Source organism: Fibrobacter sp. UWEL, from assembly GCF_900142535.1.
Lineage (GTDB): Bacteria > Fibrobacterota > Fibrobacteria > Fibrobacterales > Fibrobacteraceae > Fibrobacter.
Window position 1 is genome coordinate 48,583 of the sequence record NZ_FRBE01000013.1, and the last position, 20,102, is coordinate 68,684.

The window sequence follows — 20,102 nt, forward strand, 5'->3', positions numbered from 1 at the left end:
GGCGTTTTCTATTTTTTACAGTACTATGGCAACTATTCCTACCCTCAAAGACAATCTCGTTATCGAGAATATCCGCCCCAATATCGAGGGCGGCCGTTTCATGATCAAGCGCGAACCGGGCGACACCGTCACCGTGCAGGCTGATATCTTCCGCCACAGCCACGAAAAGTATGATGCCGCCATCTTCTACCGCCATGTCCCCGCAGAAGGCAAGGCCAAGAAGACTGCAAAGACTGCCAAGGCCGCAAAGCCCGCCGCTGTCAAGTGGGAGAAGGCTCCCATGCAATTCGTGGATAACGACCTTTGGGAAGGCTCCTTCACCGTCAATAACATCGGTTATTACGAATATAAGGTTTGCGCCTGGACTGTGGAACCTAAGGATGTTCCCACCGAAAGCCCGGTGATGAAGCTTCGCGTGGACCCGTCCTACGCACGTACCGGCACCTGGTACGAAATGTGGCCCAAGTCTCAAGGCACCGATCCTACCAAGAGCGCTACCTGGAAGGATTGCGAAAACCAGCTGGACTACATTGCTAACCTGGGTTTCGATACTGTTTATCTGGTTCCCATTCACCCCATTGGCGTCACCAACCGTAAGGGCGCAAACAATGCTCTCCACGCCAAGACCGACAAGAAGGGCAAACCCCTGGAACCGGGCTGTCCGTATGCCGTAGGTAACAAGTTCGGCGGTCACTATGCAACCGACCCTGAACTGGGTTCCATGAAGGATTTTGAACACTTTGCCAAGGCCGCTCGTTCCAAGGGCCTGCGCCTGGCTCTGGACATCGCTCTCAACTGCTCTCCGGACCATCCGTACGTAAAGGAACATCCGGAATGGTTCTACCACGAACCCGATGGCAGCATTAAGTTTGCAGAAAACCCGCCCAAGAAGTACGAAGACATTTACCCCTTCGACTACTACAACAAGAATTACAAGGCTCTCTGGCAGGAAATCGAAAACATCATCCTGTTCTGGGCCGACAAGGGTGTTGAAATTTTCCGTATCGATAACCCGCATACCAAGCCCTTCCCCTTCTGGGAATGGCTCATCGCCGACGTGAAGGAAAAACGTCCGGAACTGGTGTTCCTGGCAGAAGCTTTCACTCGCCCCAAGATGATGCATCGCTTGGCAAAGTCCGGCTTTGACATGAGCTACACTTACTTCGCATGGCGTAGCGCCAAGTGGGAATTCGAGCAGTACCTGAAGGAACTGACCCAGTCCGACGCTAAGGAATATATGCGCGGTATTTTCTTCCCGACCACCCCGGATATCTTCCCCAAGTATCTTGCTTACAAGGGTGCAAATGCCTTTAAGCAGCGTTACTTCTTGGCTGGTACCTTGAGCAGCCTCACTGGTATGTACAACGGTTACGAACTCTGCGAAAATATTCCGTCTCCCATTAAGGAAGAACTGCAGGATTCCGAAAAGTACCAGTACAAGGTTCACAACTGGGCTGGCCCGGGCATTCAGGACTTCGTCCGCCGCGTGAATACCGCTCGCCTGGAACATCCGGCTCTGCAGGAATATGACAACCTGGACTTCCATTACTGTGCCAACGACCAGCTCATGGTTTACTCCAAGAGATCTGGCGAAGACGTTCTCCTGTTCGTCTGCAACATGGATATGGACAACGCCCAGGAAGGCATGGTGGAATTGGACATGGCTAAGCTTGGCCTGAACGAAGATTCCTTCTACTTCCTGAAGGACCTGCTCACCGACGAATCCTTCGTCTGGCGCGGCAGCAAGAACTTCGTCCGCATTGATCCGGCTAAGGCCCCCGGCCACCTGCTGGTTCTTAAGAGAATCTAAGGCTAGTTCCGCTGTCATCCCCGACTTGATCGGGGATCTAGCAATTCTAAACGTCGACGAAACCCGTCGGCGTTTCTTTGTTAGGAAAAATAGACTATATTGTTCATTGCTATGATTGATATTTATTCTCTCGCAAATCATCCTCTGGTTTTCCAGAAGCCTCGTACCATTACGTCTGCCTACATTGACGTGTCCGGAAAGATGGGCATTGCCCATACGGTCCTGATGGTGCAGGATAACTTCTGCGAAAATTTCGGCAAGATTAAGCAGGACAATTTTTTCGTGAAATCTAAGGGAGGCTACTGGGCCATTTCCAAGGCGAAGTTCAAGTTCCTGAAGCGCCCCTTTTGGGGGGATAAGGTGGTGACCACTTCTTTCCCAGCCCATACATCCTTGATCCGTACGGTGGAAAATACGGCGATTACCACGCCTGATGGTGAACCGATTGTCATTGCCATCCAGGAAGCCTGCTGCCTGAGTATTGATCGCCATCGCCCCATGAAATTGTCCGCGGTAGAATTCCCCACACAGGATCCGCCTACTCCCTTTATGGATGACGGTTTTGATAAGTTTAACGAAACTGCCCTCCGCTATGAGGAAATCTACCAGCAGAAAGTCTTGCCCCAGCATATTGACATGTCCCGCCACATGAACAATATTGAATACGTGAAGCTCGCTCTAAACGTCTTTAGCGTGGAGGACTTGGCTGTTTGCACTCCGTCGGAACTGGAAGTTCATTTCCTGGGTGAATCCCTGGAAGGGCAGGTGTTGACCGTCTCTCGTGCAGAACACAACGGCGCTACCTATATGAAAATTCAGGAAGGTGATCGTTCTGTATTTGAAATGAAAATCAGGATGATGTAGTCAAGTTGCATTTTTATGTGAACTACGTTACATAATCTTGAAGAAGATGCCTCATTACAAAATAATGAGGTATATTTTATTTAAACCGTTCCATAGAATGGGAAAAATTTAAAAAGAGAGAGGATATTATGAATAAGAAACTGACTTTTGCAGCTCTTGCGGCTGCAGCTGTTGCTGCATCTGCATTCACCTCTACCTCCATGCATTGGGATGGTTCCGATACTGAAGGTAAGGTGGTTACCGGTTCTGAAGAAGAAACCGCTGGTTACTGGTACGAATATACCGATAAGGACAACGACGGCGACTCCAAGATCGTTTTCCCGTCCGATGTTGAAGCGAATACCTATGGTAACTTCTACGGTCCTCTGGCCGAAGCATACGGTGGTATCAAGGCTGACGTTCAGATCGGTACCGCTTACGAATACGCTTTCGCAGGTTTCGGCTTCAACATCGTTTCCGAAAACCAGGAAGGTGCTGACATTACCTCTTGGGGAGGGATTTGTCTGAAATACAGCTCCACTGGAGGTTTTGCTATTGAGTTAGGTATTGAAGATGAAGCAAATACCACTGAATACAACAACTACAAGGCTACTGTTGCTAAGGCCTCTAACTCCGGTACTAGTATTGGTTGGGCTAAGTTCAAACAGGAAACTGGTTGGGGTAAGAAGGTTGACCAGGCTGAAGCTTTGACCAAGATCGCGGCTATCAAGCTGAAGTTCACTTCTTCCTCTGACTTCCTCCTGAATGAGATTGGCTCCGAGGGAACATGCGCTATGTATGCAATCAAGCCGATTGCTTCTCTGGGCTCTCTCAAGGCTCAGCTCAATGGCCGTACTCTCTCCTTTGGTAAGGCTGTGAAGGCTGAACTGGTTAACCTCCAGGGCCAGGTGATTGCTTCTACTAACGGAACCTCCATGGATCTTTCCAAGGTTCAGGCTGGCGTCTACATGGTACGTGCAGAAGGCCTTTCTCAGCGTATTCTGGTGAAGTAGTTTAACTTTAAACCATTAAAAAAGGGTTGCGGTTTTCCCGCAACCCTTTTTGCGTTATGAGAGTTTATTTAGAACTCTTGAAAAAATTCTGGACGATGAAAATCCGGCTTTTCAGTAGCTATGGGGAAGGCGCTTAGATAGTGCGGTGTGGAAGACTTGTCCCCGCATTTGTACAAGTTTCCGCGTAAGGTAAGTCCTTCAAAGGATTTCAAGCCGAATAGGCTGGCGGGAATTTTCACGTTCATTCCCCAGCAAATCAGGTTGCCGGCAACGCTTGCAATTTGCTTGGTGCGAATGACTTTGTCAATGAGTTCCTGAGGGAGAACTTGACGGTTGTTGCGGTCCGGACCATGGGCTGCTAGCAGGTAGCCACGACTTGTGGTCTCGAAGTTGAAGTATTCTTCGGGGTTTGCTGGATTCTGTAGGAAAATTTCTACACAGGAATCTTCCCAGCTTCGGCCGTTGTCTTCTCGAACTTCGGAACGAAAACATGACTCCGGTTCTTCTACGGAAAAGGTAACGTCTAGATAATCTGCAGAGATGCTCACATCTGCAAGAACCACGGGAAGTTGAATCCCTTGGTTGGCCGTCCAATTCAAATTTGCATTCAAGATCATACGTTGAATAATAGCAAAACAAACCAGTGATTATTAGCGATTAATCAGTGATTAATCAGCGGTGATCAGTAAAGATAAACTAACAAACTGCCGTTTCTGTCGTGATTTCGCCGTTTTTAAAATTGGCACAGGATTTGCATTAGGGGTGCATCCAATAAACAAACAAGGAGGCCTTATGGCTGAAGAAAAGAAAGAAATGGCGGCATCCTCTGCATTTGATTGCCTTGCCGTTACTAGCGTAAACGTCTATCCCTTTAAGGAAGGTCCGAGCCTGGGCCACATTAAGGGGCTTGCGTCTGTGGTTCTGAACGATCAGATGTTGATTCGCGGCCTGCGCGTGATGGATGGTGAAAATGGTCTGTTCGTGGGTTATCCCAATGATCCTTTCTATAAGGGCGAAGACTTCAAGACCATCTGCAATCCCATTACCCGTCAGCTTCGTGAACATATCGAGAATTGCATTCTCGAAAAGTATCAGGCTGCAATCGCTTAGTAGGTAGACCTTGTTCCGTCGAATCCGTTCTTATTGCTTGTTTGGGATAAAGGCCGTTCCTGTCTGCGTTGAAGTGGATGCAAGTCAGGGATTGCCGGGTTTTACTTTGGTTGGATTGCCGGACAATGCGGTAAGGGAGTCGAGAGAGCGTGTGGTTTCCGCCATCCGTTCCATCGACAAGGTGGTGACAGGTTTCCGTACCACGGTAAACTTGTCGCCCGCGGATTTGCGGAAGGAAGGTTCCGCTCTTGATTTGCCTCTAGCGATAGGCTTGCTGGTGGCTACAGGTGAAATTGAAGTTCCCGATTTGGATAAGCTGGTTTTTGCGGGAGAGCTGTCTCTGGATGGTTTGCTGAAGCCTGTTCGTGGGGCCTTATCCATCGCAATGGCTATGGACCGGAAGTCCGATAATATCCTTGTGATTCCATCTGCGAATGAGCCTGAGGTTTCCCTTGTGGAGGGTTTGCGTTATGTGTGTGCGTCATCCCTCAAGGAGTGTGTTGAAATTCTAGAGGTGGGTGCGGATCGTCGTGCCGTGTGGGCTGCGGGCTTGAAGTTCCGTACCGATGTGGCTGCATGCGGTCGTGATATTCCCGATTTCAAGAACGTGGTGGGAATGGATGGGGTTAAGCGGGCGCTGGAAGTGGCCGCTGCAGGAGCTCACAATTTTCTCCTGGTGGGATCTCCTGGTGCGGGTAAGACTCTCTGCGCTAAATGTCTTCCGGGAATTCTCCCCGAGATGTCGGACGATGAAATTCTGGAGACTACCCGCATCCATTCCTGTGCACGAACTTCTGGAGATCTGTCTGCGTTCCGGCCTGTTACCGTCCGTCCTTTTCGCTCCCCGCACCACTCAGCGTCCATGGTGTCGCTGGTTGGGGGCGGTAACAGGCTTAGGCCGGGAGAGGCTAGCCTTGCTCATAATGGCGTTCTCTTTTTGGATGAACTTCCTGAGTTTAACCGTAGCGTGCTAGAAGCGTTAAGAGAACCTATGGAGGATGGCTCCATCTCTGTCAGTCGCATTAGCGGGACTGTGGTGTGGCCCGCCCGCTTTATGATGGGTGCCGCCATGAATCCCTGCCCTTGCGGATACTCTATGGATCCCAAGCGTGCCTGCACCTGTTTACCGGAGGCTCGAAAGCGGTATCAGGAACGGATCTCCGGACCCTTGCTGGACCGTATTGATATTCAGGTGAGTGTGCCGCCGGTGGATGCTTCTCTATTTGCGGGAGCCGGTAATGGTGAACCTTCCTCTGCGATTCGGGAACGAGTCCTAATGGCTCGCAATCTCCAGCGGGAACGGTTCAAGGGTACGGGCTTCAAGTCCAATGCGGAGATGTCCTCGGAGTTTGCCCGTGAGGCTTGCGGGCTAACCTCCAAGACGGAAAACTTTGCCATTTCGGCGGCAGACAAGATGGGCCTAAGCGCCCGCGGTTACTACCGCCTGTTGAAGGTTTCCCGCACTATAGCGGACTTGCGGAAGGCTCCCCAGGTTGAAATTAACGACCTGGCGGAAGCCCTCCGTTACCGTTCCTTCCGGTCGTAGACTTGAGAAGTATTCCCGAGTGTAATGATCTTCTTCCTACAACAAAAAAGGCGCCATTCTTTTGAATGGCGTCTTTCTCGTGGAATTTCTGGATTGCGTTAACGGCGGATTCTAATGGTGGATTCCGCTCCTACGCAGTCTGGAATAGCCAGAGGCTTACGGACGGATACTTCTACCATCTCTGCCTTGGGGTAGTGGTCAATGATGTACTTGCCTGTTTCTACCACCAAGGTTTCTTCCAGCTGGAAACAAGAAAGGCGGATAAACCTCTTCAGGTCTTCCGCCAGTTGGGCATAGTCTATGGAATGTGCCAGATCTTCGTTACGGGCAGCCAGGGTAAAATCCAACCAGAGGGAGACGTTTAGTACGATCGGTTGTTCGTTGGTTCTCTCGTAGGGGAGGGTGCCAATGATGCAATCGAAGGAAAGATCCTTCAGGGAGATTTTACCGGCTTCAATTACCATACAAAGAGAACGACTGCACCGGCGATGGAGGCGCCTGCAATACCGAACCAAATGTTACGTGCGGTTGCGTAGGAGTCCTGAGTCTTCTTGTTGGTGTCCATGCGGTTCTTCAGGTTCTGGACAGTCCAGACGCCGCTTACACCCTTTTCAAGGACGGCCTGCTGGCAGCCCTTGTCGTTGCCGCACATGTCCATGATGCCGGAGTAAAGTTCGTCCATGGTGTCATAGGCGTCCTTAGCTTCGTTGGACTTCTTGTGCTGGGTAATGCCGAGGACGATGCTTGCTGCAGCCAGGGCGGAAAGACCCACTGCGGACCAGAAGCGGACTTCGTCAGCGATACCGAAACGGTCACCTACGTCAGCAGCTTCGCTTGCGGCGTAGTCGCGGTCGTCGGCATCAGAGTTTGCAACCGGAGCGGAAGTCTTGTACTTGCTCAGGTCTTCGTCTTCGCAATCTTCATCATCGTCATCGCAATATTCGTCATCATTGCTGCTGGATGCGGTTGCTGCTGCGACCGGTTCTTCTGCAGCATCGCCCTTCAGGGTTACAGGTTCGCCGTCGATGAACACGACTGCGGAGGAAAGGCCCGGTGCGAACACGGACTTGCCGTCAAAGTAAACTTTTTCAACGTCCTTGTTGGAATCCATACCGCGGCGTGCGTAAACCTTTGCGGTAACCAACTTGGAGTAATCAACACCTTCTGCGGTCATGGCGGTCATGGAAGAGAGATCGCCTGCGCCGCCCTGGTAGAGCTGGTAAGTGGTTGCATCAGCGTCAAACGGATCTTCGAACTTCTGACGGACGACCAGTCGACCATTCTGGAGGGATTCGACTTCGTCTGCAGGAGCGACCTTCAGTTCGCCACCAAATTCAGCAGTAATATATTCATCAGGGGAACCCGATTCCTTTGCTTCGAATTCGCTGATGTCATAGGAGCCGGCGAAAGCCGACACAACAGACAGGCAGAGGGCCCACAGAATAGAACGTTTCATTTAATTCTCCATAGACTAATTTTTCCCGAAATATATAAAAAAAAGCCAAAAGTATCTCACATCATTTTCATTTGTGGAACGTTATGTTCCCGAAGTGTTTTCAAACTCACTGACTTTTGCATTCTGCGGGATAATATTGTTTAGTAATTTTTACAAACGTTTTGAATAACGGTGTTTTTAATGCTATTTGTATGACTGATTTGAGTATAGGGCTGGTAAAGTCCCCTTTGTCGGGTTGACCTACGTTTACTATATTATGGCGCGTAAATTTAACTCTAACCAGAAGGTGCTAATCATGGCAAAGCTTTCTATTGAAGATCTCGAACTCGCTGGCAAGCGCGTGTTCATCCGTGTCGACTTCAACGTTCCGCAGGACAAGGTCACTGGTGAAATCACCAACACCAAGCGTATCGAAGCTGCTCTCCCCACCATCAAGTACGCTCTTGATAAGGGTGCTTCCGTTGTTCTCGCTTCTCACCTGGGCCGCCCCAACGGTGAAGTGAACCCCAAGTTCACTCTCGCTCCGGTTGCTAAGAAGCTCGAAGAACTCATCGGCAAGCCGGTTAAGTTCCTCTCTGATTGCGTTGGTGCAGAAGTTGAAGCTGCTTGCGCTGCTGCAAAGCCGGGTGACATCATCCTCCTCGAAAACCTCCGCTTCCACATCGAAGAAGAAGGCAAGCGTAAGATCAAGAACGCTGACGGCACCGAAGAAAAGATCAAGGCTGACAAGGAAGCTGTCAAGGCATTCCGCGCTTCTCTCACCAAGCTCGCCGACGTTTATGTCAACGACGCTTTCGGTACCGCACACCGCGCTCACTCCTCCATGGCTGGTGTTGAACTTCCGCAGCGTGCTGCTGGCTTCCTCATGAACAAGGAACTCAAGGCATTTGACGCTGTTCTCAACAACCCCCCGCGTCCGTTCCTGGCTATCCTCGGCGGTGCTAAGGTTGCTGACAAGATCCAGCTCATCAACAACCTCCTGGACAAGGCCGACAAGATCATCATCGGCGGTGGCATGGCATTCACCTTCAAGAAGGTTCTGAACAACATCGAAATCGGTTCTTCTCTGTTTGACGAAGAAGGCGCAAAGCTGGTTCCGGAACTCATTGCCAAGGCTAAGGCTGCCGGCAAGGAAATCATCCTCCCGGTTGACTACGTTGCTGCTGACAAGTTCGCTGCTGACGCTGCTACCAAGGCTGTTTCTGACGCTGAAGGTATCCCCGCTGGCTGGATGGGTCTGGACGTTGGTGCAGAATCCACCAAGCTCTTCGTTGACGCTATCAAGTCCTCCAAGACCATCGTTTGGAACGGTCCTGCAGGCGTGTTTGAATTCGAAGCTTTCGAAAAGGCAACCAAGGCTATGGCTGACGCTATCGTCGAAGCTACCGCAGCTGGCGCAATCACCGTGATCGGTGGTGGCGATACCGCTACTGCAGCTAAGAAGTACGGCGCAGACAAGAAGGTCACCCACACCTCTACCGGTGGTGGCGCTTCTCTCGAATTGCTCGAAGGTAAGGAATTGCCGGGCGTCGCCTTCTTGAGCGATAAGTAATTCACTTATAACGCATCGAGATGCTGCGTTGTTCGCCCCCTCACGTACGATTAGTACGCTACGGGGGCTCACGCCTTGCCTCTCTCGGTTCTAAGTGAATTCCATACTTTGGAATATTGTCAAAAAGAACTCGATGAAAAAATCGGGTTCTTTTTTGCTTGTGAGGCCCCGACCCCTTGTCTCGCTAGCCTCTGAAACAAAATTTATTTCCTGGTTTAGGAAATGTTTCATTTATGGAATATAAAAAAGAGCCTCTCGTGATGAACGAGAGGCTCTTTTTGTATAAATGTTTTGACTTCGTTACTTGCTCTGGTTGTCGGGCTGGGTAGTGCTTTCGTCGTGTTCTTCGATGTTGGACACTTTGGTAAACCAATAGTCTTCGCTATTGATGGAGCTCATGTTGTTGATGATGGCTTCCAGATCCAGTTCTTCTTTGTTGTTTTCATTAGGCATGTGTTGAAGATAACTAAATTCGGCGGGATTGTTTTGGTTTAGCATTTTTATTTGTTGTATATTTGGTGCATGAAAACGATTATTTGTGGGTTAGTGATGCTGTTGTTCGTGGGCTTTGCCCAGGCGCAACTTGTTCCAAACGGACTGGTTTTGTATAAGGGAGATGCCTCCTCGGAAACGCAGGTTGTTACCCCGCAGGATTCTTCTGTAGAAGATTCTGGGGTGAGCTTGAACTGGAATGCGGATTCTGAAGGCTTTGCGGATAGCGTGGCTATTTACCAGAGAGATTATGTCTATAATATCAACAAGCGTGATGGGTTCCTACGGGCCGCTTTGATATCGAATTGGTCAGGGCTTGGTGCCACCTTAGCTGGATTGGGCTTGTTGAGTGCTGGACTGACAGGACATGGCGACGTATATACATATGCGGGTTCCGCCATTTTGGCTGCTGGCTTAGTTGGATTTGGACTTAGTATAGGCTTTGATATCGTTTCGAATACTTATTCAGTTCGGGCCGGATTCTTTAACCAGAAGAAAATAGACTATCAGCGTAGGCATTCTGTTTTGCTGTCTGGTGATCATTAAAACATGAGGTGTTTGATGTCTGAAAAGATTTCTGAAATTGCAAAGGTTTATCACAAGGAACACGGCAACTGCGCTGTATCCGTGACTTATGGCTATTGGCGTGCTCAGGGAAAGTCCGAAGAAGAGGCTCTGGCGTTAGCCATGGAGGTCAAGCAGTTTAGCGGCGGTCGTGCACCCGATGGAACTTGCGGTGCTTTGCATGCTGCCAAGCTTTTGGCTCCCCAGGATGCGGCAAAGCTGGTTGAAATTTTCCAGCAGGGCGCCAAGGGTTGTACTCGCTGTCAAGAGATTCGACCTAATGCGGTTATTCCCTGCAATCGCTGTGTGGAGCTGGCTGGCGAGGCTCTGGACTCCTTGAAGAAATAACTATCTTTTACCCCGTAAAAACGAGGTTTCTATGTCTATTATCGTAGTCGACTACAATGCAGGTAACTTGACTTCCGTGATGAACGCTATGGAACGTATCGGCGCTGATGCTGTTTCCAGTCGTGATCCCGAGGTGATCGCCAAGGCGGACCGCCTGATTTTCCCGGGCGTTGGCGCTGCGGCTTCTGCCATGGAAACCTTGACTACTACGGGTATCGGGGATGCTATCAAGACGGTGGTGAATGCCGGCAATCCTGTTCTTGGCATTTGCATTGGCTGCCAGATCATTCTGGAAGAATCTGAAGAAGATGGCGGCGTCAAGACTTTGGGGCTGATTCCTGGTAAGGCTGTGCGCTTTAAGGATGAACCGGGCCTGAAGATTCCCCACATGGGCTGGAACCAGGTGAACTTCACCCGCGAGCATCCCATTATGAAGGGCATCCGCAGCGGTTGCGACTTTTACTATGTGCATTCCTACCATCCGGTGGTGCCTGCAGAATACAGCTTCGCAGAAACTACCTACGGCACCCAGACTTTCCAGGGTCTGATCGGTAAGGACAACCTGATCGCTTCCCAGTTCCATCAGGAAAAGAGTGGCGACGTTGGACTTGCCATGCTGAAGAACTTCTGCGACTGGAAAATCTAAAAATGGCGAATTTGAGCGAAAATCTAAAGTTTTAACTATAGGGACCGTGGGTGAAGCCTGCAGTCCCAAAATTTTTTTTTAATTTTGTATCATAAAACTATTGACGTATGATACAAAAAGAGGTATATTATGTAACATAAAGACGGAAGTGACCGAAAGGGTTAGGAACCAGGGGTTAGGAGAAAGGTCGCTTCCGTCTTTTTTGGCTAAATTTGGGGAAGAAATTTTTATGAAGCCAATCACGGAGTATCAAGACTATCGCTGCTATATGCAGGATTTCTATGATGAACGTAAGCGAACCAGTTCGTTTACGTGGCGTGAGTATGCCCGTTTGGCAGGATTCACATCGCCGACCTACTTGAAGTTGGTTTGCGAAAACAAGAGTAGCCTAAGTGAGCTGGGGGTGGAAAAGGTTGCCGCCGCCATGAGTCTGGGTGGCTTTGAACTGGTTTATTTCCGCTACTTGGTGCGGTTCAACCAGGCGAAGGACGACGAGACGAAGAAGAGTGCCTTCGCAAGCATGCGGAACATCGCCGAGGCAAATAAGATCCGTGTAGTGGATGGCGATGCTTTCTCTTATTTTGAATCTTGGAAAAATCCTGTATTGCGTGAACTGGTGGCCATGATGCCGGGTGCTACTCCCGAGGCTGTTGCTGCAATGTGCTGGCAGCCTGTTACTGCTGATGAAGTCCGTAGTTCCTTGAACTTTATGGTCCGGGTGGGTATCCTCCAACAGCAATCCGAGAACGTGTATGTTCAGACGGACAAAGCCTTGATTGGACAATCTGAGGTAATGCCGTTGGCCGTGCGTTCCATGCATCGTGAAATGGCGGGCTTTGCCCAGAAGTCTATTGATGAATTTGATCCGAAGGATCGTAACATCACGGGTGTTACCATGGGTGTTGACCGTGATGCCTACGAACAGATTGTGCGTGAACTGGAAGCCTGCAGACGAAAGATTGTGGCTATTGCAAATATGAGCAAGAAGCCTAATCAGGTCTATCGTTTGAACTTGCAGATGTTCCCGCTTTCTAAGGAGGTCCCCGAAGGGGATCACTAGCTATTTTGGGGAAATTGTCGAGGACCTATGAGAAAGTTTTTAGCTACAATATTTGCTTTGCCCTTGCTGTTCATCGGCTGTACCACTGATACTGCTGGTACCACAGAAGAAACCAATGCAATTAATGCAGTTGCTATGTTGGATGGCGACCTCGACAAATGGGCTGTGATTGAAGGTAACGCCATCGAACTGGATAAGCAGAATCAGAAGGCTCTTGCAGGTCGCGTTACCCTCGGTAAGCCGTCTGCCGATGGCCTTGCTCGTGCAGGCCTTGAATTTGATGTCTCTGAAGAAGGCAAACCTGCAAATCTTTTGGATTTGAGTGAAGGTTTGTGCATTGCTTACCAGTCTGACTTTGAAGTGGAAGTTCAGTTGGATATGGGAGACTTTGTCAATGATGCTGTTGACGAAGATTATCCCTCTGTCAGCATGCACAAGACCATCAGCGGTGTGGAAACTCATTGCCATCGTTGGTCTTCATTCAGAACCAAACATTCCGATTTGATGGGCGAAGTTGCTGCAATGACGGTTCGCGCAGTGCGTTTGATGTTTGCTGGTGAATCTGGTGAAACGGGTAATTTCAGTATTAATCGTGTGGGAAAATACGAGGACAATTCTGACTTTTCTAGTTCGTCTTCTGAAGAATCGCTGTCCAGTAGTTCCGTAGAATCCTCCAGTAGTTCCGAAAAAATCTCCAGCAGTTCCGAAGAAATGAGTGTTGTCGATCTTGGAAATCAGTTGGGTGGTCCTTCTGGATACTGGACCGTTTCCCTGGGCAGCTTAAACATCATGAGTCTTCCTGACAAATTCCAAGGGCTTCAAGGGAACCATCAAAGCTGAAGAAGGTCGTTCAGGCACAAATCCATACATTGGCTTTAACGTTGCTGGCGAAAACTTGCTGGCGGACATTAGCTCCTGGGGCGGCTTGTGCATTCGCTACAAGTCTACGATGTCTATAGAGGTGGCGATTACCGGTGATGTGACTTATCCCAGTGATTACTGGTATGTGACACTGATGTCATCCTCTGAAATGGTTTGGGCGAAAATTGGATGGGATGTCTTTAGATATAAAGGCGAATCTGATAGTGGCATTGAGTCCGCTCTTGGTGTGATTTCCCAGTTGAGAATCATGTTCCCTGAGGAAGGCGAATTCTTCATTGACGCCGTAGGTTCTTACGACCAGTGTGGCGAATAAAAATTTGTTCTGTGAAAAAAGAGGTCACGACGTTGAGTCGTGACCTTTTTTGCATCCTGATAAATACGGAGTCTCCCGCCAAGCGGATGCGGCTCGTATTAACGAGCCGTAGTAGCGCGGAGCATTTTGCGTCGTAGGTTCTTATCCAGACGAATGCAAAATGCGGAGTCTCTTAAGGTAACTCGCCGCCGATGAGTTCCATCTGTTTCTTGTAGATGTCCTTGCAGGCGTTTTCGCCGAGATCGAGAAGGGTGTTCAGCATCTTGCGGTCAAAGCTTGCGTGTTCGCCGGTGCCCTGGACTTCGATGAAGTTCTGGGCGTCCTGCATGACGACGTTCATGTCTACGTCGGCTGCGGAATCTTCCACATAGCAGAGGTCACAGAGGGGCTTGCCGTCCACGACGCCAACGGAGATTGCGGTAATGCCGTGCTGGAGGATTTGTTCGGTGAGACCGAGACGAGCCTTAATCTTCTTGAGGGCGATTGCGAGAGCGACGAAACCGCCGATGATGCTTGCGGTTCTAGTGCCGCCGTCAGCTTCGATGACGTCGCAATCGATGACGATTGCGTTCTCGCCCAGGGCGGCGAGATTGGCGGCGCCACGGAGGGAGCGGCCCACCAGACGCTGGATTTCCTGAGTGCGACCGCTGGCGCCTTTACGTTCGCGTTCCACACGCTTGCCGGTGCTCTGGGGGAGCAGGGAATATTCTGCGGTAATCCAGCCAGTACCGCGGCCAGCCAGCCAGTCCGGAACTTTCGGGAGGAGCGTTGCGTTGCAGATGACGCGGGTGCGGCCCATCTCGATAAGGACGGAACCATCAGCGGAACTGATAAAGCCCGTGGTCATCTTCAGGTTTCTGTATTCGTCAAATTTTCTGTCAGTACGTTCGTAAGTCATTTAAACCTCTATTTCTTAAAATACCATTTGATGCGCTTGATAAAGTGCCCGATACCGATGATTAAAAATACTAGCGCTAGTTTCCCGTGGATTCCGCCTACAGGGCCGTGGCCGCTGGTGAAAAATGTAAAGATAGCGGCGAAGCCACTGATAAAGGCGACAATGCTTAGAATAACCAAAGCCTTGGTCACTTTGTTGGAACTTTTCTTGAATCGGGTAAGCCATGCAGAAACTCTGGCCCAGTTCAAACGCAGATGGGCAAAGACCAGAATTGCCATGAGGATGCCGAATATTGCGTGGAGAGCAACCCAAAAATGATTTGCCATGCCCAGCCAATCGGCACCATGAAGAACTTCTATGAGGATGGAACTGGCTAGCATTACGATTGCAACAACCGCGAGAAGAAGATTCACTACGTAAAGCTTTTTCATCCTTCATCCTTCATATTTCATTTTTCATTTTCATTAATATTTCAACGTTTCCACGACGCCCTTCTTGAAGGTTCCCAGAATGTAGACAAAGCTGGTGTAGTTCTTCAGTTCGGCCAGAGCTTCCTTTGCTCTCGGGTCGCTGACGTTTGCTTCGAAGGAGATGTGGAAGATGTATTCCCAAGGCTTGTCCGGATGGGGACGGCTTTCGCAGCGGGTCAAGTTGATGCCACGCTTGGCGAAACAGCCCAGAACGTTATAGAGTGCGCCTACGGAATCAGAATGGGCCAGCTCCAGCAGGAGCGTTGTCTTGGCGCCTTCCGTTTCGGCGAAGTCTGCGGGAGTTTTCTGGATGGCGTAGAAGCGGGTGAAGTTTGTACCGCGGAGATTTTCCAGACCTGCCTTCAGAATATCCAGATTGTAAATCTTTGCGGCGTATGCGCTGGCGATGGCGCCTTCGTCACGGTTCCCGCGAGCAGCAAGTTCCTCTGCGGAGCCTGCGGTATCAAATGCGGGGACTGCCTTGATCTGGGGATTTTCTGCGAAGAACTTGGAACATTGTGCCAGAGCCTGGGGGTGGCTGTAGACTCGCTTCAGATCTTCAACCTTCACGCCGGGCATGACGCAGAGGGTGTGCTCGATACGGAGCATCACTTCGCCTACAATGCGGTGGCGCCACTTGTAAAGCAAGTCGTAGTTAGCCTCGATGGAACCTGCAGTGGAATTTTCGATGGGAATTGCACCGCCGTCGGCTTCACCATTTTCAATTGCCTGGTAAATTTCCTCGAAGGTGTCCATAGGCAAAGTTTCGATGTCTTCGCCAAACAGGTAGTGGGCTGCGCAATCACTGTATGCGCCCTTACGGCCTTGGAATGCAATTTTCTTCATAAATCCCAAAAGGTTTAAAATTTCAGAAAGTTTTTTTTCGTCTTCAAAAATACAATTTTTGAAATACTAGCGGATCAATCGGCGGGCTCCCTTATAGCGGGAATCGAAATACTTTTCTTCAAGATTGGAAATCATGACGCCCTTGCTGGTGCTGGCATGGGAGAAGTTTCCGTCGCTCAGGTAGACGCCAATGTGGCTGATGCCCCAGAAGTCGCCGAAGAAAACAAGGTCCCCTTCCTTTAGGGAACTGCGGCTCACCTGGGTAAATCGGGTGTCCTTGTAAATGGCGGCGGCCTTGTGGTCCAGGGAGACTCCGTAGAAGTCTCGGAACACGTTCATGATGTAGCCGGAGCAATCCGTGCCCTTGCGGCTGGATCCGCCGTAGACGTACTTAGTGCCTTTCCAGCTGTCCGTGTATTCCTTGAGGGTGGAGTACTTCTTGCCACCGCTAGCTTTCGTTTGTTGCTTGGCGGGTGCCGTAGATTTCTTGGGGGCAGGCTGTGTGGCGGGATTTGCGGCCTTGGCTACTTTCGTAGAGTCGCTGGCTTGTGCTGCTGGTGTTGTGGCAGACGCGCTTGCCTGGGTGGGTTCCTGTTTTTGTACGGTGGGAACGGGCTTGTAGGCGCCCAGCTTGCGGCTATAACCTGTACGAGTGGGGAAGGAACAGGACGTAAGCATTACAATGCTTAGGAACAGCGCAAGTGCTGCCAGTCCTGATTTCTTCCAAAGATTCGCCATTGAAAGAAATGTAATAATTAGCCGATGAAACCGTGGGGTTCAAAACCCAGCTTGCGGACTAATTCAAAGTCGGTCTTGTTGTTTACGCCGGCGGTGGTGAGCATGTCATCGGTGATGGTGGCGTTGGCGCCGCTCTTGAAGGCCTTTTCGCCGTAGTCACCCAGAACGCCGCGACCTCCTGCTAAGCGGAGGTAAGCCTTGGGATTGATAAAGCGATAGATGGCGACGATTCTGCAGAACTCGTCGTTGGTCACCTTGGGAAGGTTTTCGAAGGGTGTGCCCGGGATGGCGTTCAAAACGTTGATGGGCGTGGACTTTACGCCCAGATCGCGAATGTCGATGCACATGTCAATGCGGTCTTCCATGGTTTCGCCAAGACCCATGATGCCACCACTGCAGATTTCAAGACCTGCGGCCAATGCGTTTTGCAGTACCCCGATCTTGTCGTCGTAAGTGTGGGTGGTGCAAACGTCGGGGAAGTGACTGCGGTAAGTTTCCAGATTGTTGTGGAAGCGGGTAAGGCCTGCAGCCTTCAGCTTATCAAACTGTTCGCGGTTTAGAAGGCCGCTGCTGAGACAGACGGAAAGCTTGGTTTCTGCCTTCAGTCGCTTGATGGTTGCGGAAATCTGCTCCACGTCGCTATTAGTGAGGGTGCGGCCGGAGGTAACGATGGAATAGCGGGGGATACCTGCGGCTTCCTTCTTTTTTGCGTCGGCTACGATTTCGTCGGCGCTGAGAAGCTTGTATTCCGGAGCGCCTGTGTGGTAGAAGCTGGACTGTGCGCAGTACTTGCAGTTTTCGGAGCAGCGGCCACTTCGTGCGTTGACGATAGAGCAGAAATCAAAATCGTTTCCGTGAAGTTTTTCGCGAATTTCGTTGGCGGCTGCGGTCAGTTCGTCCAGATCTGCATCTAGCAATTTGATTGCGTCTTCACGAGTGGTGACGTAATCTTCATTTAAGATCTTGTTCTTCAATTCCTGAACGAAAGACATAAAAACTCCTTAGGGTTGGTCTGACTAATTCTGTATGGTCCAATCCAACGTGGCGAAAATATAGAAAAGCGTCACCTGAGCCTCAAACCCGAAGTCTCATAACTGTTACCCGATTTCCGTCACGCCGTCTTCTATGAGGTAGGGCATTTCCTCGTGAATGACCACGCCTTCTGAAATCGCCTTGGGATCCAGATGGATGTAGTTGATGTCCCCATCGGCGAGAACGGTTCCGTCCATATCCATCAAGCTTGCGTGGGTAACGAAAAAGCGGGAGGTGATTTTGATGATTTCGCCGCGACCAATGAGCTGCACTCCGTAGGGTACGGGCTTTCGGAACTTGGTTTCCAGGGACATGGTGACGCCCCAGATGTTTTCGTTTCCGCCTTCCTTGGCCCACACGGCTCGTAAACCCATTTCGTCCAGCATGGCGGTAATGAGTCCGCCGTGAACGCGGCCGGGATAGCTCTGGTGTTGTTCACGATACTGGAAAAGACTCATGACGCTGCCGTCTTCCATGTTGTAGAAAGGCGCGCGGACGCCGTATTCGTTATCCAGACCGCACATCATGCACATCTTGCTGTTGTGCTGCTTGCTAATGACCTTCATGAAATGCTCCTGATCCCACTAATGCTTTTTCAACATGCCGTCAATGATTTTCTTCATGAACTCATTGGCGTCCTGCATGTACTGTGCGGTAAAGTCTCGTATTTCCTTTTCATTCTGAATGAACTTGCCTGAAACGCCGTTATAATCTTCCTTGGCGTTCTTCAAAAGGCTTTCCACAGATTCCTGATTGGCTTCCAAATGGAACTGCAGGGCGATGGCGCTGCCCAGTTTGAATGCCTGATTTTCGCAGCCTTCGCTTTCGGCCAGCTTGGTGGCTTCCTTGGGAATCTTGAACATCTGTCCATGCCAATGGAGTGCGTTAATGGTTTCTACGCCGGTCCCGTGATTGCAGCAACAGTCGCTCCATTTGACGGGGAACCAGCCCACTTCCTTTTCGGGGGAGGGGAGGATGGCGGCGCGGAAGGCGCTTGCGATCATCTGTGCGCCCAGACAAATTCCCAGGAGGGGCTTGCCTAGCTGAACCATGTCCTTGCACAGTTCCTTTTCGCGAACGAAGTAGGGATAGTTTGCCTCGTCCAGCACACTCATGGGGCCGCCCAGCATAATGGCAAAATCAATGTCGTCTTCGTGGGGAATAGGGTCACCCGCGAAAAGCTTTACAATGTGGATGTTATGACCGCGGGCCTTCAGTAGCGGGTAGAGAATTCCCGGACCTTCGAATTCAACATGTTGAAAAATATAGGTTTCCATATCATACCTTTTTTACGTTCTTTAATATAAAAAAGTCGCGAAAACGCAGCTGTTTGTTTTGACAAAATGGGGCGAAACACCGATATCCCCAATGTAGGTAACAAAGGAGATAGGATGGCTGACCCGTATGATTTTCTAAGACTGGATTTTTCATTGACGTTAACAGCGTCTAGTTTGTCATCCTCCCAATTGTGCATGGGATCCTGTGAAATTCCCGCTGCTTGTAAAACGGATTCTGCCTTAAACGATTCAATTCAGTATTGTACTCTTGTGCAACGATTGATTCAAGGAAACATCCAGCCTAAGGATTGTACGGAGTTGCTACAGTTTCTTTCTGGAGAAAAGCTCACTGTCCAGGATAATTACATGCATATTTTCACCACTAGGTCCTTTCTTCCGGATGACGAAAAAAGTGTGGTAGAAGCAGTGAGGTTCGTAATCAATACCTGGATGAAAGGCTTCCTGCCTGGGACTCAGTTTACACTTGACGACAACAGTCTTGCGATCAAGAATAAGCGTCAGGTGCGCTCTCCGAGGAATCCGGATGGATACTCCTTTGATTGCTTCTTTGATACCTCGGTTCAGATGTGCTATGGACCGAATAAGGTTTTCTGTCGGGATCCCTACTTGTATCCAACCAACATTCGCGAGCTGGATAGAAAGCAGTTTCTATGGGACTTGCTCAATCATAGGGATGATTTCGATGGATTTGCTGATGGGTATTCTGCCAAGGTCTTTTTGAAACCGCGAGATTGGAAGGAACGATTTATTCAGATAGCTAGCAATATTGGGGATAATCCACAGTGTAGCTTGGAAGACAAATTGCTGGCGTTGTCCAACCTTCTGACCCCTGGGGATGTTTCCGTGGAAAAATGTGAATTTATGGATTGTCCCCGTACCAATATTTTCAATGGAGTTCTTTCCAGACCGTCAAAGGATGTAACTCTTGAGGACCTGCGTTCGGAAATTGATTATCTGGAACGTCAAGCGAATGGCTTGAAAGCGGCTTTGCGATTGATGAAAAAATTTTGCAAGTCTTCTGGTTCTGAAACTCGCCTGATGTCTGGTTTGGAATTGGGAAAAATGATTGCGAAAAAAGTGACGCTGGATCCACTGAGTTATGCGGATAATTCCTACTATGCCATTGCGAGCTTGGCCAGGGATATCCTGGCGGGGGAGGTGGATCTCTCCACTTTCCCGGAATGA

At 49.9% G+C, this 20,102-nt stretch carries 24 protein-coding genes; 13 read left to right on the forward strand and 11 right to left on the reverse strand.

The window, feature by feature from the left end:
• Window positions 1-25 precede the first annotated feature (25 nt).
• From BUB59_RS09495 to BUB59_RS09505, 3 genes are all read left to right on the forward strand, one after another.
• On the forward strand, window positions 26-1,810 hold the full coding sequence (locus BUB59_RS09495; RefSeq protein WP_073229139.1) for an alpha-1,4-glucan--maltose-1-phosphate maltosyltransferase: 1,785 nt from the start codon (window positions 26-28) through the stop codon (window positions 1,808-1,810).
• A gap of 111 nt (window positions 1,811-1,921) precedes the next feature.
• Window positions 1,922-2,674 carry a hotdog family protein gene (locus BUB59_RS09500; protein ID WP_073229289.1) on the forward strand — a complete coding sequence of 251 codons (753 nt, stop codon included), beginning with the start codon at window positions 1,922-1,924 and terminating at the stop codon, window positions 2,672-2,674.
• A 128-nt stretch (window positions 2,675-2,802) separates the two neighbouring features.
• Complete coding sequence (locus BUB59_RS09505) at window positions 2,803-3,666, forward strand: T9SS type A sorting domain-containing protein (protein ID WP_073229142.1); 864 nt, start codon at window positions 2,803-2,805, stop codon at window positions 3,664-3,666.
• 68 nt (window positions 3,667-3,734) lie between these two features.
• Here BUB59_RS09505 and BUB59_RS09510 read toward each other — a convergent pair whose 3' ends face one another.
• Window positions 3,735-4,283: a carbohydrate-binding family 9-like protein gene (locus tag BUB59_RS09510; protein WP_073229145.1), complete on the reverse strand. Its 549-nt coding sequence runs from the start codon at window positions 4,281-4,283 to the stop codon at window positions 3,735-3,737.
• Between the two features lie 175 nt (window positions 4,284-4,458).
• Here BUB59_RS09510 and BUB59_RS09515 point away from each other — a divergent pair, with 175 nt between their 5' ends.
• Window positions 4,459-4,776, forward strand: a complete 318-nt coding sequence (locus BUB59_RS09515) for a SpoVG family protein (RefSeq protein ID WP_234980015.1) — start codon at window positions 4,459-4,461, stop codon at window positions 4,774-4,776.
• A gap of 10 nt (window positions 4,777-4,786) precedes the next feature.
• Window positions 4,787-6,322 carry a YifB family Mg chelatase-like AAA ATPase gene (locus tag BUB59_RS09520; protein ID WP_073229148.1) on the forward strand — a complete coding sequence of 512 codons (1,536 nt, stop codon included), beginning with the start codon at window positions 4,787-4,789 and terminating at the stop codon, window positions 6,320-6,322.
• 98 nt (window positions 6,323-6,420) lie between these two features.
• On the opposite strand, the gene BUB59_RS09525 is transcribed toward BUB59_RS09520, so the two are convergent.
• Window positions 6,421-6,786: a dihydroneopterin aldolase gene (locus BUB59_RS09525; RefSeq protein ID WP_234980016.1), complete on the reverse strand. Its 366-nt coding sequence runs from the start codon at window positions 6,784-6,786 to the stop codon at window positions 6,421-6,423.
• Window positions 6,780-7,778, reverse strand: coding sequence for a hypothetical protein (locus tag BUB59_RS09530; protein ID WP_073229150.1), 999 nt, complete (start codon window positions 7,776-7,778; stop codon window positions 6,780-6,782). Before BUB59_RS09530 ends, BUB59_RS09525 begins: the two co-directional genes overlap by 7 nt.
• Window positions 7,779-8,073: 295 nt before the next feature.
• Between BUB59_RS09530 and pgk the strand changes: the two genes are divergently transcribed.
• Window positions 8,074-9,330 (forward strand): phosphoglycerate kinase, encoded by a 1,257-nt coding sequence (gene pgk / locus BUB59_RS09535; protein ID WP_073229298.1) that lies wholly within the window; start codon window positions 8,074-8,076, stop codon window positions 9,328-9,330.
• Window positions 9,331-9,630: 300 nt separating this feature from the next.
• Here pgk and BUB59_RS15510 read toward each other — a convergent pair whose 3' ends face one another.
• Window positions 9,631-9,783 (reverse strand): hypothetical protein, encoded by a 153-nt coding sequence (locus tag BUB59_RS15510; protein ID WP_200778827.1) that lies wholly within the window; start codon window positions 9,781-9,783, stop codon window positions 9,631-9,633.
• Between the two features lie 69 nt (window positions 9,784-9,852).
• On the opposite strand from BUB59_RS15510, the gene BUB59_RS09540 reads away from it, so the two are divergent.
• The 6 genes from BUB59_RS09540 (at window position 9,853) to BUB59_RS09565 (ending at window position 13,635) form a co-directional block, all read left to right on the forward strand.
• Window positions 9,853-10,368 carry a hypothetical protein gene (locus BUB59_RS09540; protein WP_143160321.1) on the forward strand — a complete coding sequence of 172 codons (516 nt, stop codon included), beginning with the start codon at window positions 9,853-9,855 and terminating at the stop codon, window positions 10,366-10,368.
• Between the two features lie 15 nt (window positions 10,369-10,383).
• Entirely contained in the window at window positions 10,384-10,734 is a 351-nt protein-coding gene (locus BUB59_RS09545) for a hypothetical protein (protein WP_073229156.1), read from the forward strand.
• A gap of 31 nt (window positions 10,735-10,765) precedes the next feature.
• The gene (gene hisH / locus BUB59_RS09550; RefSeq protein WP_073229158.1) at window positions 10,766-11,380 is read left to right on the forward strand and encodes an imidazole glycerol phosphate synthase subunit HisH; all 615 of its coding nucleotides are present in this window, start codon (window positions 10,766-10,768) and stop codon (window positions 11,378-11,380) included.
• 229 nt (window positions 11,381-11,609) lie between these two features.
• Window positions 11,610-12,440: a TIGR02147 family protein gene (locus BUB59_RS09555; protein ID WP_073229161.1), complete on the forward strand. Its 831-nt coding sequence runs from the start codon at window positions 11,610-11,612 to the stop codon at window positions 12,438-12,440.
• A 27-nt stretch (window positions 12,441-12,467) separates the two neighbouring features.
• Complete coding sequence (locus tag BUB59_RS09560) at window positions 12,468-13,280, forward strand: hypothetical protein (RefSeq protein WP_143160322.1); 813 nt, start codon at window positions 12,468-12,470, stop codon at window positions 13,278-13,280.
• 85 nt (window positions 13,281-13,365) lie between these two features.
• The gene (locus BUB59_RS09565; RefSeq protein WP_159433358.1) at window positions 13,366-13,635 is read left to right on the forward strand and encodes a hypothetical protein; all 270 of its coding nucleotides are present in this window, start codon (window positions 13,366-13,368) and stop codon (window positions 13,633-13,635) included.
• Between the two features lie 172 nt (window positions 13,636-13,807).
• On the opposite strand, the gene rph is transcribed toward BUB59_RS09565, so the two are convergent.
• The 7 genes from rph to BUB59_RS09600 all read right to left on the reverse strand — a co-directional run bounded on the left by rph (window position 13,808) and on the right by BUB59_RS09600 (window position 18,896).
• Window positions 13,808-14,533 carry a ribonuclease PH gene (gene rph / locus BUB59_RS09570; RefSeq protein ID WP_073229170.1) on the reverse strand — a complete coding sequence of 242 codons (726 nt, stop codon included), beginning with the start codon at window positions 14,531-14,533 and terminating at the stop codon, window positions 13,808-13,810.
• A gap of 8 nt (window positions 14,534-14,541) precedes the next feature.
• The gene (locus tag BUB59_RS09575; protein ID WP_073229173.1) at window positions 14,542-14,964 is read right to left on the reverse strand and encodes a DUF4405 domain-containing protein; all 423 of its coding nucleotides are present in this window, start codon (window positions 14,962-14,964) and stop codon (window positions 14,542-14,544) included.
• A gap of 33 nt (window positions 14,965-14,997) precedes the next feature.
• Complete coding sequence (gene pheA, locus BUB59_RS09580) at window positions 14,998-15,849, reverse strand: prephenate dehydratase (RefSeq protein ID WP_073229177.1); 852 nt, start codon at window positions 15,847-15,849, stop codon at window positions 14,998-15,000.
• A gap of 66 nt (window positions 15,850-15,915) precedes the next feature.
• The gene (locus tag BUB59_RS09585; protein ID WP_083540270.1) at window positions 15,916-16,587 is read right to left on the reverse strand and encodes a C40 family peptidase; all 672 of its coding nucleotides are present in this window, start codon (window positions 16,585-16,587) and stop codon (window positions 15,916-15,918) included.
• A gap of 17 nt (window positions 16,588-16,604) precedes the next feature.
• Window positions 16,605-17,579: a biotin synthase BioB gene (gene bioB / locus BUB59_RS09590; RefSeq protein ID WP_073229181.1), complete on the reverse strand. Its 975-nt coding sequence runs from the start codon at window positions 17,577-17,579 to the stop codon at window positions 16,605-16,607.
• A 105-nt stretch (window positions 17,580-17,684) separates the two neighbouring features.
• A complete protein-coding gene (locus BUB59_RS09595; RefSeq protein WP_073229184.1) occupies window positions 17,685-18,185 on the reverse strand; it encodes a PaaI family thioesterase in 501 nt (166 codons plus the stop codon).
• A gap of 18 nt (window positions 18,186-18,203) precedes the next feature.
• Entirely contained in the window at window positions 18,204-18,896 is a 693-nt protein-coding gene (locus BUB59_RS09600; RefSeq protein ID WP_073229188.1) for a type 1 glutamine amidotransferase, read from the reverse strand.
• A 270-nt stretch (window positions 18,897-19,166) separates the two neighbouring features.
• Between BUB59_RS09600 and BUB59_RS09605 the strand changes: the two genes are divergently transcribed.
• Window positions 19,167-20,102 (forward strand): hypothetical protein, encoded by a 936-nt coding sequence (locus tag BUB59_RS09605; protein WP_143160323.1) that lies wholly within the window; start codon window positions 19,167-19,169, stop codon window positions 20,100-20,102.